Raw genomic sequence first — 15,475 nt, forward strand, 5'->3', positions numbered from 1 at the left:
ATTCTGCATGCCGTCGGCTGGTCCAGCCGATTTCAGAATGCTCCAGGGAGTTTGCGGGATTTTCATGGCATTGGCTGACGGACGGTTCGATCTGCTGGAAACCATGGCCTTCGATCCGGTCGATGGCATCAGATTGCTGGAATTGCATCTGGAACGGCTGAAGGCCAGCGCGGACGCCCTCGACTTTGCCTTCGACCGCCATGATGTGCGCAATGAGCTGCAAGCCGCGACCTTCCGCCTGCGCGAACGCAGCCGTCTGCGCCTGCTCGTCTCCCGCCGCGGTTCGGTCGCCATCGAGGTGCGTGAGCATCACACTTGGCCGCAGGCGATCATGCAGGTGGCGCTCGTCCCCCGCAACGCGCCGGCCGCCGACCCGCGCCTGATGCACAAAACCACCGACCGCGCGCTGTACCACGACGCATTGCGGCGTGGCGGCACCTATGAAGTGGTGATGAAGGACGAACAGGGTTATCTGACCGAAGGTTGCTTCTCCTCCCTCTTCGTCGAGCGCGGCGACAAGCTGCTGACCCCGCCGCTCTCCCGCGGCCTGCTGCCTGGCGTGCTGCGCCGCAGCCTGATCGAAATGGGGGAGGCGGTGGAGGCCGATCTGCGACCGCATGATCTGGAAAATGGCTTCTTCATCGGCAATGCGGCGCGTGGCATGGTGGCCGCGTCGCTGGCGCGCTGACGTCATAATCTGCCGTTACGGCCAGCCGAGGCCAACTGGCGGTTGCCCCTTCTTTCGTTGCGCACTAAGGAGCCTCGCGTCCGCCTTATTGCGGGCCTTGGGGATTCTTTATTGTGCCGCGATTTCTTAAGCCAGCGGGCTATCCCGCCCGCTTTGAAATCGCTCTAGAGAAAGACTATTGCAATGAGCCAGACTTCCGCTGCCCTCGGTCGCATCCAGCCCTCCGCCACTCTGGCGATGAGCGCGCGCGTGAATGCCCTCAAAGCCGAAGGCGTGGACGTTATTGGCCTCTCTGCCGGTGAACCGGACTTCGACACGCCCGATTTCGTCAAAGAGGCGGGTATTGCCGCGATTCGCAACAATCTGACCCGCTACACCGATGTCGACGGCACCGCCGACGTCAAGGAAGCCGTCGCCTTCAAGTTCAAGCGCGACAATGGCCTGATCTACAAGCGCAGCCAGATCAGCGTGAACTCGGGCGGCAAGCATACCTTGTTCAACGCGCTGGTCGCGACCGTCGACGTGGGCGATGAAGTCATCATTCCGGCGCCTTATTGGGTCAGCTATCCGGACATCGTGAACTTCGCGGGGGGCACCCCGGTCTTCATCGAAGGCCCGGCCAGTCAGGGCTACAAGATCACCGCGGCTCAGCTCGAAGCGGCGATCACGCCGAAGACCAAGTGGGTCATGCTGAACTCGCCCTCCAACCCTTCGGGCGCGGCTTATTCGGCCGACGAGTTGAAGGCGCTGGGCGAAGTGCTGCTGCGCCATCCGCATGTGCTGGTGATGACGGACGACATGTATGAGCATGTCTGGTACGCGCCGACCCCTTTCGCCACCATCGCGCAGGTCTGCCCCGACCTCTACGACCGCACGCTGACCGTCAATGGCTGCTCCAAGGCCTTCTCCATGACCGGCTGGCGCATCGGTTTCGCCGGTGGCCCGGAATGGATCATCAAGGCGATGGGCAAGCTTCAGTCGCAGTCGACCAGCAACCCTTGTTCGATCAGCCAGGCTGCCGCCGTCGCCGCATTGACCGGCGACCAGGACTTCCTCGAAGAACGCAACGCTGCCTTCAAGAAGCGCCGCGACATGGTCGTCGCCATGCTGAACGACGCGCCGGGCCTCGACTGCCCGACGCCGGAAGGCGCCTTCTATGTCTATCCCGACGCGAGCGGCGTGATCGGCAAGGTGACGCCCAAGGGCCAGCTGATCGACAGCGACGAAACGCTGATCGGCTATTTCCTGGACGAAGCGAAGGTCGCTGCCGTCCATGGCGCCGCCTTCGGCCTCTCCCCGGCGTTCCGCATCAGCTACGCCACTTCCGAAGAGGTGCTGGCCAAGGCCTGCACCCGCATCCAGGAAGCCTGCGCCGCCCTCAAATAATGCGCCATTTTCCTCTCTCTGTGGGAGAGGGGAGGGTGAGCAGCTTACATCAGGCATCCGATCACCCCCATTTCGGAAACGGAAAATTTCCCCCGTGCCGTCTTGCAGATGGGGCGATGGGCTCTATATCCCGTTGCGAACCGAAACCGGCTTTGCCCGTCACCCATCGTCTCGCATCGAGCGTTGGTCGAAACTGCCATAGCGCAGTGTTCATCCGGGACTAGGCCGCGCGACATTCATTGCCGCCCGCTTGTGGCGGCCAAGACGACCGAAAGGAAGAACGCCATGGTGGCCTTCTTGAAATCAGACCTGTTCCTCCGTTTTCTAGGCGGGTTTGTGATCGGCGCCATCGGCGTTTTCGTGCTTCAGCCGAATGGCGATGCGCCCCCGCTGACCGGCTCCGCCATGGCGGCTTCGGCTCCGGCTTCGGCCGCGGACAATGCGGCGCTCTGACGGCATAGCCCTTGCTTTTCTGGCGGCTTTGGCCGTCGCATCCCCGCTGCGCGCCGAACGCCCGGTCCTCACTCCGGTTCCTGTGGTTGACGCCGCTTCCAGCCGCAAGCTCGAAACCGCCGTCTTTGCGGGGGGCTGCTATTGGGGCGTGGAAGGCGTCTTCTCCCACCTAAAGGGCGTCCACCTAGCCGTCTCCGGTTTTGCCGGGGGGCCACGCGACCGCAAGGTCGATTATGAGCAGGTCAGCGAAGGCGATACGGGCTTTGCCGAGTCCGTTCGTGTCACCTACGACCCCAAGATGGTCAGCTACGGCACGTTGCTACGCGTTTTCTTCTCGGTGATCGCGGACCCTACCACGCTCAACTATCAGGGTCCGGATCATGGCACCCAATATCGCAGCGCGCTGTTCCCGCTGACCCCGGAGCAGGACAAGGCAGCCAGAGCCTATCTTGCCCAACTCGGCCAATCCGGCCTCTGGCGCGATCCCATCGTCACCCGCATCGAACGCTTCACCGGTTTCCAAGATGCGGACAGCTATCACCAGAATTTCCTGACCAAGAATCCGCGCCACCCCTATATTCAGCGTTGGGACATGCCGAAGCTGACGGCCCTCAAAACCATGTTCCCCACGCTCTACAGCGATCGTCCCTCAGCCTGAAACGGAGTGTTCATGAGCGATACCCTAGGCCTCAAATTGCTCTCGACGTTGCAGGAAGACGGCCGCCTGGTGGTCGAACTGGCGGAAGAAGCGCTGCCCGCTCCCAACGGCGATGAAGTGCTGGTCCGGGTGGAAGCGGCACCGATCAACCCCTCCGATCTTGGCCTGCTGTTCGCCTCCGCCGATGTGGAACATGCCGATTATGAGGAAGGCCGCATTGTCGCCCGGATGCCAGATTCCGCCCGCCGCGCGCTGGCCGGGCGAGTCGGCCAGCCCATGGCGATCGGCAATGAAGGCGCCGGCACCGTCATCGCGGCAGGTGACGCGCCGCAGGCCCAGGCGCTCCTCGGCAAGAGGGTGGCGCTGATCGGGGGCGGCATGTTCGCGGAATATCGCCTCTTGGGCGCTGGCGGCTGCATGGTCCTGCCCGACGATGTGACAGCGGAGCAGGGGGCTTCGGCCTTCGTCAACCCGCTGACTGCGCTTGGCTTCGTCGAAACCATGAAACGAGAAGGGCACAGGGCGATCGTTCACACCGCCGCCGCCTCCAATCTCGGCCAGATGCTGGTGCGCATTTGCCAGGAGGACGGCATTCCGCTGGTAAATATCGTCCGCAACGAAGCGCAGGTGGCGATTCTGAAGGATCTGGGCGCGGAACATGTGCTCGACAGTTCGAAGGACGACTTCCCCGCCCAGCTTCGGACCGCGATCGCCGCCACCGGCGCGACCATTGCCTTCGACGCGATCGGCGGCGGCAATCTGGTCAGCAAGATCCTGCATGCCATGGAGCAGGTGCAGGTCAAGGATGTGCCCTATAGCCGCTATGGCTCGAACAGTCTCAAACAGGCCTATATCTACGGCGCGCTGGACCTGTCTTCGACCGTCCTGACGCGCAGCTTCGGCTTTATGTGGAATGTCGGCGGCTGGCTGCTCTTCCCCTTCCTGCAAAAGAACGACGCCGAAACGGTCGAACGTTTGCGCCAGCGCGTCCGCGACGGCCTCACCACCACCTTCGCCAGCCATTACAAGGCCCGTATCTCCCTCAGGCAAGCGCTCAGCCGGGACGCGGTCCTGACCTACAACGCCCGCCGCACCGGAGAGAAATATCTGATCGTCCCGAATGGCGGATAGGGGTGGAGAGTGGACGCTTCCTGTTTTGTGATTCCCGCGAAGGCGGGAATCCATCTCCTAGCGTTGCATCAAGCGGTTAGGCCAGGAGATGGATCCCCGCCTTCGCGGGGATGACGAACTTCGAAAATGTCCGGAAAGACCAACTTTGGCCATTCCTCCACCTTAGAAAGCTTTGCCCCAGAATTTGGCGACCTTCGGGTCGCTCGCGCAGGAGGTTCGTAGCGCCTGCCATTCCGCCCGGTCCAGTGCAGGCCGGTAGGATGCGCCCGGCTTGACGGCGGCGGCGAAGCGGCGGCGGCGGGCGGCGGAGAGCGGGTGGGAGGAAAGCCAGGTCATGGCTTGCGTTTCCGTCCCTTCACCCTCCTGGCCGCCGAGGCGTTCGAAAAAGGCAGCGGTGGCGGCAGGGGAAATCCGCGCCTCCCGCATCCGGTCGATGGCGACGCCGTCCGCCGCACTTTCCGCGCCCCGGCCATAGCTGAGCGACAGCACGCCGTTCAGATAGCCGCCCGCATTGCCCCCTGCGCCGCCCAGCACGACGCTGAGGCCAAGCTGACGGATAAGCCCCGTCATCGTGTCGCGGTGGCGGACATGACCCAGTTCATGGCCAAGGACACCGGCCACTTCATCGGGGGATTTGGCCTGCTGAACCAAGCCGTCGAACAGGATGATCCGCCCGCCGGGCAAAGTCACCGCGTTCACCATCGGGATATTGGCGAGCGCGATTTCGCGGGCTTCATGCTGCGGATCAAGCTGCGCCGCCAGAGCCTTGAGCGCGGCGTCGCCTGCGGGGGTGTGACAGAAGCGGCCGCCGAAATCGCCCACCATCGAGTCGCCCATGCGGTTTTCCCAGCTTTGCGGGACGAGCGGGGCGATGATGCCGGGCGCTTCCAGCGCGCCCCAGACGACCAGGGCAGCGACCGCCGTGAAGACACCCGCCGCCGGCCAGAGGCCGAAGCGGTCGATCCAGCGGCCATAGCGCTCCCCCTTGGGCAGATGCGCGGCGATGCCGGGGGGTGCTTCGCCCGAAAACCCCATGCGCCAGCCGGGAATCGCGCCGTGGCCATAGGCCGGGCGGTCGCCCTGGGCGCCGATGACGGTCAGATCGCTCCAGTCGGTCGGCGCGCCGACCCAGCCGCTTTCCGGCTCCTCCAGCACGAAGCCCGTGCCGGCGGGACGGAGCAGCACGCTCCGCCGAACCGCCGTCACGCCGTCATAATGCCAGAGCCGGAAGTCCGACATATCGGTCAGAAAGCCCCCACGTCGAGCGCGTCGAGCAGGCCTTCGCCATGGCGGCTGGTCTTCGTCTGCGATTGGGTCAGTTCGTCGGTGTAGATGGTCCCGGTCGCGCCCATATGGGTCACGAAGAACTTCCAGTGGCGATATTGCAGGAAGATCGACCCGATGCCGAGCGTGCAGATGACCAGCGCGATGTCGCCCAGGAACAGCAGGAACCAGTCCTTGGTTCGGGCATAGAAATGGAAGTTGAGGCCGGTGAGCGACAGACCCTCCACCGCTTCCCGGAAGAAGCTGGCATAGAAGGCGAGCGCGATCAGGCCCAGACCGGCATAGATCGCCACCACGAAGAACAATATGCCCAGGAACATGCCCGCGACCTTCCCGGCGTTCCCGCCCGGCTGCATGCCGTCGAGCGGGATGGCGACAAAGGCAAGGATGGCGCCGACGATGACGGCCACGATGGGAAAGAGATAGAAAAGCAGGAAGCGCCTGAAGGTCGGGCCATGATCGCCCGCTGCCTCGAACATATGCGGGCCGAAGCTCATCTTGTTCCAGCGCTCGTTCCACAGCGACATCATCGACCAGGGGATCATCAGTCCCGCTGCCAATGTGCCGACAAAGCTCTTCCACATATAGGAAATGCCGTAGCCAAAGCCCTGGTCGTCGCTGCCGCCGCGAATGCCGTGCCACCAGGTGCGGCTCAGGCGATAGCGCAGTGCGCGGAAGCGGGCGAGACCGACCATGTAGAAGATCGTCACAAAGGCTGCGAGCGTCAGGATCGCGGCGATGCCCTCATGCCCTTGGAGAATGAGCGCTTGCGCGCCAAATTGCAGGAAGAGGAAGGGAATGCCGATCAATACCAGCACCATCAGGAAGCCCAGGAACAATTCCTTGCCCGTGCCGGTCCATTCCAGCCGATCGTCGATGAAGCGCGTGTTCGCCCAGAGATAGCGCCGCGTCCGCGTCGTCGCCCAGAAGCGATAGATACCCAGCGTCACGATCGTCAGCAGCAGGTTGGAGAAGGCGATCGGCGCATAGTCGCGCCAATTCCCCTCAAAGGCGAAGCCGTCGCCGCCAATGCGTTCCTGATCCATGATAACCCCCTGTAGCCCCGGCAGGAGAAGACTATGCCCGCGGCTTTCGGTCAAGAGGGATCGGGAGCGCTTTGGTAGCTATTATGCTGAAATGCTTGCGACTTTGGCCGGTCAGAAGCGGGCGTAGCGTTCGTTGCCGATGAAACCGAGCTTCTTGACCCGGCGCGGCGGATGTCGGCCAGCACTTCATCCACCATGACGTAGCGGGCGGCGGCATCGGGCTGGAACTGAAGTTCCGGCTCCACGGGCAGGCGGAGCGAAGCGGCGAGATATTGGCGCAGCGTGAGCCGGTCGACGGCTGCTCCGTTCCAGCGGATGACGCCGCTCTCGTCTATGCCGACCTTGTTCTTGACGGTGTCGATGGGAGTCGGGGCAGCTCTTTGGGCGTTTGCGGCAGGTCGACGCCGACGGCGTGCGTCTGGATCGGAATGGTGATGATGAACATGATCAGCAGCACCAGCATCACATCGATCAGCGGCGTGCTATTCATGTCGGACAGGAGCCTGTCCTCTGCGCCCGATTGGGGTGTTGCGAAGCTCAAAGCCATTTGCATCCCTCCTGTTGAAATAATGATATATCAACACATGAAACATGCCTTGAATGGGACGGGCTGGCAAGAGGGCTTCTATTGACAGGGCGGGCGGCCCATTTATGGGGAAGGCGCGGCTTTTTGGGCCGCGCGCAATCTCTCCTTCCAAAAGAAAGACCACCCGTGTCCGCCATGCTCAAGATCACCCTGCCCGATGGTTCCGTGCGTGAAGTCGCGCCCGGCACTACCCCGGCGGACATTGCGGCGGCGATCGGGCCGGGTCTGGCCAAGGCCGCCATCGCCGCGCGAGTCGATGGCGAGCTGCGCGATATCATGCGGCCGCTGGAGGGTGACGCGCAACTGGCGCTGGTGACGTCGCGGGATGAGGCCGACGCGCTGGAACTGGCGCGGCATGACTTCGCGCATGTGCTAGCGGAAGCGGTGCAGGCGCTGTTTCCGGGGACGCAGATCACTTTTGGCCCTTCGACCGACGATGGCTTTTATTATGATTTCGCGCCGAAGGACCGCCCTTTCACCGAGGAAGACCTCCCGCTTGTCGAAGCGAAGATGCGCGAGATCATCGCCGCCGACAAGCCGCTGCGCCGCGAAGTGTGGAAGCGCGAGGAGCTGATCGCCCGCTGGAAGGCCGAAGGCGAGACGTTCAAGGCCGAATGGGCCGCCGAACTGCCCGAAGGCGAGGAACTGACGGTCTATTGGTCGGGCAATGAATGGCTCGACATGTGCCGGGGGCCGCATCTGGCCTCAACGGGCAAGCTCGATCCGGCGGCGTTCAAGCTGACCCGCGTGTCCGGCGCCTATTGGCGCGGCGACCAGAAAAATGCCATGCTTTCGCGTGTCTATGGCACCGGCTGGCTCAACAAGAAGCAACTCGACGCCCACCTGACGCGGTTGGAGGAAGCGGGCAAGCGCGACCATCGCAAGCTGGGCGCGGAGATGGACCTGTTCCACCTCCAGCAGGAAGCGCATGGGTCGGCCTTCTGGCATCCCAAGGGCTATCTGATCTGGCGTGAGCTGGAGGCCTATATGCGCCGCGCTATCGATGCGGCGGGCTATCGCGAGGTCAAGACGCCGCAGGTGATGGACGCGCGCCAATGGGAGCAGTCCGGCCACTGGGGCAAATATCGCGAAAATATGTTCGTCATCCCCGACGAAGTGCCCAATGTTGCCGACGAAGGCCCGCTGGTGTCGGACGATGCCGACTGGATGGCCTTGAAGCCCATGAACTGTCCGGCGCACATCCTGATCTTCAAGCAGGGGATCAAAAGCTATCGCGATCTGCCGCTGCGTTTCTACGAAAATGGCTGCTGCCATCGCAACGAGCCGCATGGCGCGCTGCATGGGCTGATGCGCGTGCGTCAGTTCACGCAGGATGATGCGCATATCTTCTGCCGCGAAGACCAGATCGTGGAGGAAGTCCGCGCCTTCTGTGCGCTGGCCGACCGCATCTACAAGGATTTCGGTTTCACTTATTCGATCAAGCTGGCGCTTCGCCCAGACAAGCGCTTCGGCACTGAGGAAATGTGGGACAAGGCCGAGGAAGAGCTGCGCAACGCCGTTGCGGCGGCGGGGCTGAACACGCCGGAATATGGCTGGGAAGAGCTGCCGGGCGAAGGCGCCTTCTACGCGCCCAAGCTGGAATGGCATCTGACCGACGCGATCGGCCGCACCTGGCAGGTGGGCACCATCCAGTCCGACCGCGTGTTGCCCGAACGACTCGACGCTTCCTATGTGGCCGAAGATGGCGAGCGGCACCGGCCGGTGATGCTCCATCGGGCGATTTTCGGCTCCTATGAGCGCTTCATCGGCATATTGATCGAACATTATGCGGGCAAATTCCCGCTCTGGCTGGCGCCGGTTCAGGCGGTGGTGGCGACCATCGTGTCGGACGCAGATAGCTATGCGCAGGCAGTGGTCGAGAAGCTGCGGGCAGCTGGAATCCGGGCGGAAACCGACGTTCGCAATGAGAAGATCAATTACAAGGTGCGTGAGCATAGCCTCGCAAAAGTGCCGAATTTGCTGGTCGTCGGCCGACGCGAGGCCGATGAGGGCACGGTGGCGCTGCGCGAGTTGGGCAAGGAGGGGCAGAGTATCCTTTCCATCGAGGATGTGATCGCCCGTCTTGCAAAAGAGAGCCGAGCACCCGATATGCAGTGAGGCAGCGATGCCACATGGGGTCGGTGAATCCGCAACTGCGGACTTGCCGACCCTTTCGGCTTTGCGTTAAAGCGCCGCCAGAGTCGTTCTATCAACTACCGTAGGAGAAGCTGCTATACGTCCCCCAATGATGCGCCGCCCGATGGCGCCGCCGCCTAAGTCCGGTCCCCGTTACAATGAGTTCATCACCGTGCCCAAGGTGCGCGTGATCGATGACGAAGGCGAAAATCTGGGCGTGATGTTTACGCAGGAGGCCATGGAGCGCGCTTACGAACTGGGCCTGGACCTGGTCGAAGTGTCGCCCACCGCCGATCCGCCGGTTTGCAAGTTCCTCGACATCGGCAAGTATAAGTACGAGGCCCAGAAAAAGGCGAATATCGCCCGCAAGACCCAGAAGACGCAGGAACTCAAAGAGATCAAGATGCGTCCGAACATCGACGATCATGACTATGATACGAAGATGAAGAAGGTCCATGACTTCATTGGCGATGGCGACAAGGTGAAGATTACCCTTCGTTTCCGTGGCCGCGAATTGTCGCACCAGCAGCTCGGCATGCAGCTTCTCCAGCGCGTGGCGGAAAATGTGGGCGAGATCGCCAAGGTTGAAGCCTATCCGCGCATGGAAGGCCGCCAGATGCTGATGGTGCTGGCGCCGAAATAAGGCTTTGGTTTCAGTTTTACGCTTGTCGGGCAGAGTCTGGATGCAGGCTCCGCCCGATGTGTTTTTGAGATCGGAAGTTCGGGTTTTGGCCAAATGCGGTCGTAGGACCGGGCAATCCTCAGCCGGCGCTGTCGTTGGCGATCAGCTTGAGTTCGCCCACAGTGACCGGCCCATTTTGCTTGTGCGTGAAGCGCCCTTCGATGCGGCTGCCCGGTGCGATCGAGATATTGTCATAGATCACGTCGCCGGTGATGCGGGCGCTGCTTTCCACCACCAATTCCTCTGCCGTGATCGATCCGTCGACCAGGCCCGCAAGCCGCGCGCTTTGCGCCGCGACATGGCCGGTGATGCGGCTGTCCGGCCCCTGCACCAGGGCGGCGCAGCTTATGTCGCCTTCGACCGTGCCGTCGATATGCAGGTCGACGCTGGCGGTCAGGTTGCCGCTGATCGTCACGTCGCTGCCGATCAGGGAGAAGGGGGTGTTCTTAGCCCCGGTTGCCGACATCTGCGAGGCGCGCCGTGGCGATTTGCTGGATCTGGAGAACATCTTTGCGGGCCTCGAGGAAGCGGCGGGGGTTGATGGGATTGCCGTTCACGCGCACCTCGAAATGGAGATGCGGACCGGTGGAGCGGCCGGTCGAGCCCATGCGGGCGATCTTTTCGCCCCGCGTGACGGGCTGGCCGACGCGGGCATCGAAGGCTGACAGATGGGCGTAGCGGGTCATCAGGCCATTGCCGTGCGTGACCTCCACCACATTGCCATAGCCGCTGCGCTGGCCGACGAAGCTGACCTTGCCCGATGCGGCGGCCAGGATCGGCTGGCCCATGCTGCCGGGGAAATCGAGGCCCGCATGGAAGGCGGCATGGCCGTTGAACGGATCGCTGCGATAGCCATAGCTGCTGCTCAGCATCGGCGTCGCGGTCGGTTTGCCGGAGGGGATGGCGAGCAGGCTGGCTTCGAGAAATTCCATGCGGGACAGCGCCTTGGCCAGCTTTTCGAACTCGCCGGGCATCGCGTCCTGCCCTTCCCACGGGACGAAGGGGCCGCCCTGTGCGCGGGCAGCGTTGCGGGCGAGGCTGTCGGGATTGAGGCCGAAGCTGCGGATCGCGGCGGCGGCCTTGTCGGCGCGCTGCTGGACCGCGCCGGTCAGCAGGGCGGCGAAGCGCCGTTGCCGCGCATCGAGCTGGAGCAGCGGTGCAGCTTCGGGCGCGCTGCTGATCCTGGTGTCGAGCTTGTGCGCTCTGGTCCCGGCATCGGCCTTGCCGACCACATCCTGGGCGGGGGCTGCATCCTCCTTGCCGAAATGGGTGCGGTAGAGGTCGTCCATGAAATCCTGCCGTTCTTCCAGCTCATGGACGAGCTGGTCGACGGACTTGCGGTAGGTTGCGACCTGGCTGGCGGTGCTGGCGACGGCCTTGCCCTGCGCGGTCAGGGCGGCGCGGTCCTGCTCGATCCTCGCGCTGCTGGCGGCCATGGACAGAGTGAGGCCTGCCCAACCGATCAGCGCGGACGAGACAAGGCCCGCGGCGACAAGCTGCGCTTTGCGCGAAATGCGGATGAACTTCACCTGGCCGCCCGAGCGCAGGAAAATCTCCCGCTCCGGGCACAGCTTCGAACACTGGGCAGTCATCCTGGCCCAGAGGGCGGCTGCCCCCGTCTTGCTCTGTTGCGACAATTGCGACCCCGCGTATTTTTTTAGTGAACGGGGCGCTAACAAAAGGAAGCGAGTCGCGCGAATCCGGGAGGGCGGACTCGTGACGAGTCGAACGATGAACGGGCTGAAACGTGGAACCGGCCTTGCGGTTCCAGGACGCCGAAAATTTTTCTACGCCGGACCAAGGGTTTCGTAGGCGGGATTCCAACCAAGCATAGGGGGCACATGGCAAGCCGGTGTGGCGGAGCCGAAATGGAAGCCCTGGCCGTAATGGCATCCGCCGGCGCGCAGATAGTCCAACTGGCGCGGATTTTCCACGCCCTCGGCCACGGTTCGGATGCCCAGGCTGTAGGCGAGGTTGAGCACCGTGCGCACGATGGCCGCGTCGTCGGGGTCCGTTTCCACGTCGTGGATGAAGCGCCGGTCGATCTTGATGATGTCGATCGGAAATTGTTTGAGGTGCGAGAGCGAGGCATAGCCGGTGCCGAAATCGTCGAGCGCGATGGAGAGGCCGGCGGCGCTCAGGCGATGAAGACTGCGCTCCACCACTTCGGCGTTGCGGCCAAGGAACACCGATTCCGTGACCTCCAGCTCGATCCGGTGTGGCGGCACGCCGGCGGCGGCCATCTGCTCCAGCAGCCGGTCGGGAAAGCTGCCGTCATGCAGTTCGACGCCCGGCACGTTGATCGCGACATGGCCGAAATCCAAGCCCTCGTCCTGCCAGCGGCGGCAATCGGCCAGCACCTGCGTCAGCATGCGTTCGGTGATGACGCGGCCCAGTTCTGAATGTTCGAAGGCGGCGGCGATCTCGCCCGGCATGATGATCGACCCGTCGGGCCTGACACAGCGCAGCAGCGCCTCGAAACCGATGACCTTGCCCGTCGTCAGGTCGACCTTGGGCTGATACCAGGGCGCGGGCGGCGCGTGGATCAGCGCGTCGCGGGCCCGCTCCAGCATCCGCGCCTCGCGCTGCCAGCGTTCGAGCAGATGCGGTTCGAAAAGGCAGGCTCGCCCGCGGCCGCCATTCTTCGCCTCATACAGCGCGATGTCGGCATGTTTCATAAGGTCGGCCATGTCGCCGGCATGCTCCGGGAAGAGCGCGACGCCCATGGAGACGCGGCAGTCTATGTCGCGCGTGCCGTGGCTTAGCGGGCGGTGGAGCTGGTCGGTCATGCGGGCGAGAATGGTGTCGAGGTCCGCTGCCGTGCGCAGGCGGGTGAGCAGCACGGCGAATTCGTCGCCGCCCATGCGCGCGACCAGATCGCCGGGGCGCACGGCTTCGCGCAGCCGATCGGCCACGGCGCCGAGCAGCGCGTCGCCGGCGTCATGGCCGGCGCTGTCGTTGATCCGCTTGAATTCGTCGACGTCGATCAGCACCACCGCCATCTGTCCGCCGGTGCGGCTGGTGGCGCCGGCCGCCTGGGTCAGCGTCGCCATGAAGTGCGATCGGTTGGCAAGGCCGGTCAGCGCGTCGGTCATGGCGAGATGGGCCAGGTGGCGCTCGGCCTCCTTGCGGGCGGTGATGTCGACGATGCTGGAGAGGATGCAATCCTCGCCGCGTATCACGATCGGGCGGGAGGAAAGCAGGACGTCATGGACCGCGCTGTCGCGGGAGACGATGCGGCATTCGCAATTGTCGATCTCCTGCCCCTTTGCGATGCAGTCGCGCAGGCTTCCCCATGTTCCCGAAACGGCGGTGGAGCCTTCGCCCAGCATGTGGACGCGCGATATGTCGTCCTCCGTGCCGAAAGCGCGGGCGGCGGCATCGTTGAACCGCACCACCGTGCCGTCCGGCCGGGTGACGAGCAGGGGAATGGGCACGCTCATGAACATCCGCTCCAGCGTCTCGCCGTTGCTGGCAAGCGCGGCGCGGGCGTTTTGCGCCATCTGGCTAGCTGTCCATGCCTTGCGCTGCAGGCGGTTGGTGCGCGCGATCGCGATCCACATGCCGCAATGCAGGATCAGGACCGCCATGACCATGCCCGGCGCGGTCGGGGACAGCGGGGCAGGCGCCATATAGCCGATCAGCAGCGCCACCCCGCAGCCCAGGCCGCCGCCGACATTGCCGCGAAAGCTGGTGGGGACGACGAGGTAGAAGATCAGCGGCAGCATCACCAGCACGAAGATGGCGATGTCGCTGCGCGAGGAGACGAGGAAGGCGACGCCGATCGCGGTCGCCACCTGCCAGGCGAAGCAGATGCGCTCCACTGCGCGGAAATTCACCATATGGCGGCTGAAGGACAGGCAGGCCAGCGACCAGAGTATGACAGCGACGCGGGCGGGCACGGCGACCCAGAAATGCGGCGTCCCCGCGAAGCGCCAGTCGCTCAGCAGGAACAGCAGGTTGAGCAATGCGGAAAGCAGGAACAACATTCGGGCATGGCGCTGCGACTCGGGCAGGCGGTCCGCCTGGAAAGCGGCTTCCATGTCCGGATTTTGAAATTCGCCGGTAATCGTCGAAAGCTGGGTCACATCGCTGTCCATATGCGCCTGTCCAGGGCGGCATCGCGTCAGGATAGATTGGCTGTTCTTATCAATTTCCTAATGGCACCTTCACCATATCGGGCTGGAGGCGGAACAACGCCTCTCTGCCTCGTCCTTGACCCATGGGGCCGGCATGGCTATAGGCGCGCCTGCCCAAAGGCCCGGAATGGACGGATTCGTTCGCGCCAAATCCGGTTCTGGGGGCATCAGAGCTGAACATTGCCGGTGCTCTTGCGGCTCCGGGCGGGTTTCCGCCGGGGTCTTTGCTATTTGGAGGCGATTCGTTTGAGGCGGGTCGTTCCGGATGGTGAGAACGCGGGAATGCATGCGGTAAAGTAACTGAAAAAGGTGAAGGGCTTCATGCCAACAATCAACCAGCTGGTCCGCAAGGGCCGCGAGCTGCAGAAGACCAAGTCGAAGGTCCCTGCAATGGAAGCGAACCCGCAAAAGCGCGGCGTTTGCACCCGTGTTTACACGACGACCCCGAAGAAGCCGAACTCGGCTCTCCGCAAGGTGGCGAAGGTGCGTCTGGTCAACCAGCGCGAAGTCATCACCTATATTCCGGGTGAAGGCCACAACCTTCAGGAGCACAGCGTTGTGCTGATCCGCGGCGGCCGCGTGCGCGACCTTCCCGGTGTGCGCTATCACGTGCTGCGCGGCGTTCTGGATACCCAGGGCGTCAAGGACCGTAAGCAGAGCCGTTCGAAGTACGGCGCGAAGCGTCCGAAGTAAGGGAGACTAGAATATGTCACGTCGTCGTCGCCCCGAAAAGCGCGTTATCCTGCCCGATCCCAAGTTCGGTGATATCGTGCTGTCGAAGTTCATGAACAGCATCATGCAGGACGGCAAGAAGGCCGTCGCCGAGTCCATCGTTTACGGTGCGCTCGAAACCGTCGAAACGAAGTCCAAGAAGGACCCGATCGGCATGTTCCATGATGCGCTGAACAATGTGAAGCCCGGCATTGAGGTCCGTAGCCGCCGCGTCGGTGGTGCGACCTATCAGGTTCCCGTCGAAGTGCGCCCCGAGCGCGCCCAGGCGCTGGCCATCCGCTGGCTGATCACCGCGTCGCGCAACCGCAGCGAAACCACCATGGCCGCCCGTCTGTCGGGTGAGCTGTTGGACGCCGCCAACAACCGCGGCAATGCGGTCAAGAAGCGCGAAGACACGCACCGCATGGCGGAAGCGAACCGCGCCTTCTCGCACTACCGCTGGTAACGGGTTTGCGGGCGCTCCGGTGTCCGCTCCCTCCTTTGGTTTTGAAGATCGGTCCGTTCGCCGTGGGGCTACCCATGGCGGACGGATTGGTTTAGGGGCCAGCCGCAAG

Annotated in this window: 14 protein-coding genes and 1 pseudogene; 9 read left to right on the top strand and 6 right to left on the bottom strand. The window is 63.5% G+C overall.

What is annotated here, in order from left to right; translation table 11 throughout:
• Nucleotides 1-64 precede the first annotated feature (64 nt).
• The 5 genes from HHL26_RS12280 (at nucleotide 65) to HHL26_RS12300 (ending at nucleotide 4,316) form a co-directional block, all read left to right on the top strand.
• Nucleotides 65-688: an aminotransferase class IV gene (locus HHL26_RS12280; protein WP_066560590.1), complete on the top strand. Its 624-nt coding sequence runs from the start codon at nucleotides 65-67 to the stop codon at nucleotides 686-688.
• Between the two features lie 183 nt (nucleotides 689-871).
• Complete coding sequence (locus tag HHL26_RS12285) at nucleotides 872-2,074, top strand: pyridoxal phosphate-dependent aminotransferase (protein WP_066560588.1); 1,203 nt, start codon at nucleotides 872-874, stop codon at nucleotides 2,072-2,074.
• A gap of 285 nt (nucleotides 2,075-2,359) precedes the next feature.
• Nucleotides 2,360-2,527, top strand: coding sequence for a hypothetical protein (locus tag HHL26_RS12290; RefSeq protein ID WP_169576124.1), 168 nt, complete (start codon nucleotides 2,360-2,362; stop codon nucleotides 2,525-2,527).
• The gene (gene msrA / locus HHL26_RS12295; protein ID WP_066560583.1) at nucleotides 2,514-3,185 is read left to right on the top strand and encodes a peptide-methionine (S)-S-oxide reductase MsrA; all 672 of its coding nucleotides are present in this window, start codon (nucleotides 2,514-2,516) and stop codon (nucleotides 3,183-3,185) included. Before HHL26_RS12290 ends, msrA begins: the two co-directional genes overlap by 14 nt.
• A 12-nt stretch (nucleotides 3,186-3,197) precedes the next feature.
• The gene (locus tag HHL26_RS12300) at nucleotides 3,198-4,316 is read left to right on the top strand and encodes a zinc-binding dehydrogenase (protein ID WP_169576125.1); all 1,119 of its coding nucleotides are present in this window, start codon (nucleotides 3,198-3,200) and stop codon (nucleotides 4,314-4,316) included.
• A 162-nt stretch (nucleotides 4,317-4,478) separates the two neighbouring features.
• Here the strand turns inward: HHL26_RS12300 and HHL26_RS12305 are convergent, their stop codons facing one another.
• From HHL26_RS12305 to HHL26_RS12315, 3 genes and pseudogenes are all read right to left on the bottom strand, one after another.
• A complete protein-coding gene (locus HHL26_RS12305; RefSeq protein WP_169576126.1) occupies nucleotides 4,479-5,555 on the bottom strand; it encodes a M48 family metallopeptidase in 1,077 nt (358 codons plus the stop codon).
• A 5-nt stretch (nucleotides 5,556-5,560) separates the two neighbouring features.
• Nucleotides 5,561-6,646 carry a YjgN family protein gene (locus tag HHL26_RS12310; protein WP_066560572.1) on the bottom strand — a complete coding sequence of 362 codons (1,086 nt, stop codon included), beginning with the start codon at nucleotides 6,644-6,646 and terminating at the stop codon, nucleotides 5,561-5,563.
• 111 nt (nucleotides 6,647-6,757) lie between these two features.
• Nucleotides 6,758-7,193: pseudogene (locus HHL26_RS12315) on the bottom strand (biopolymer transporter ExbD).
• Nucleotides 7,194-7,367: 174 nt separating this feature from the next.
• Here HHL26_RS12315 and thrS point away from each other — a divergent pair.
• Both thrS and infC read left to right on the top strand, forming a co-directional pair.
• Nucleotides 7,368-9,350, top strand: a complete 1,983-nt coding sequence (thrS, locus tag HHL26_RS12320) for a threonine--tRNA ligase (protein WP_066560569.1) — start codon at nucleotides 7,368-7,370, stop codon at nucleotides 9,348-9,350.
• A 127-nt stretch (nucleotides 9,351-9,477) separates the two neighbouring features.
• Nucleotides 9,478-10,011: a translation initiation factor IF-3 gene (gene infC, locus HHL26_RS12325; RefSeq protein ID WP_013847538.1), complete on the top strand. Its 534-nt coding sequence runs from the start codon at nucleotides 9,478-9,480 to the stop codon at nucleotides 10,009-10,011.
• 118 nt (nucleotides 10,012-10,129) lie between these two features.
• Here the strand turns inward: infC and HHL26_RS12330 are convergent, their stop codons facing one another.
• From HHL26_RS12330 to HHL26_RS12340, 3 genes are all read right to left on the bottom strand, one after another.
• A complete protein-coding gene (locus tag HHL26_RS12330) occupies nucleotides 10,130-10,516 on the bottom strand; it encodes a polymer-forming cytoskeletal protein (protein WP_082748717.1) in 387 nt (128 codons plus the stop codon).
• Nucleotides 10,497-11,642: a M23 family metallopeptidase gene (locus HHL26_RS12335; protein ID WP_082748947.1), complete on the bottom strand. Its 1,146-nt coding sequence runs from the start codon at nucleotides 11,640-11,642 to the stop codon at nucleotides 10,497-10,499. Before HHL26_RS12335 ends, HHL26_RS12330 begins: the two co-directional genes overlap by 20 nt.
• Before the next feature lie 195 nt (nucleotides 11,643-11,837).
• Nucleotides 11,838-14,150: an EAL domain-containing protein gene (locus HHL26_RS12340; RefSeq protein ID WP_206377443.1), complete on the bottom strand. Its 2,313-nt coding sequence runs from the start codon at nucleotides 14,148-14,150 to the stop codon at nucleotides 11,838-11,840.
• 360 nt (nucleotides 14,151-14,510) lie between these two features.
• Between HHL26_RS12340 and rpsL the strand changes: the two genes are divergently transcribed.
• The gene (rpsL, locus tag HHL26_RS12345) at nucleotides 14,511-14,882 is read left to right on the top strand and encodes a 30S ribosomal protein S12 (RefSeq protein ID WP_007686591.1); all 372 of its coding nucleotides are present in this window, start codon (nucleotides 14,511-14,513) and stop codon (nucleotides 14,880-14,882) included.
• Between the two features lie 13 nt (nucleotides 14,883-14,895).
• Nucleotides 14,896-15,366: a 30S ribosomal protein S7 gene (gene rpsG / locus HHL26_RS12350; protein WP_066560556.1), complete on the top strand. Its 471-nt coding sequence runs from the start codon at nucleotides 14,896-14,898 to the stop codon at nucleotides 15,364-15,366.
• The last annotated feature ends 109 nt before the right edge of the window (nucleotides 15,367-15,475 follow it).

It is taken from the genome of Sphingobium sp. TB-6 (assembly GCF_012927365.1).
GTDB lineage: Bacteria > Pseudomonadota > Alphaproteobacteria > Sphingomonadales > Sphingomonadaceae > Sphingobium.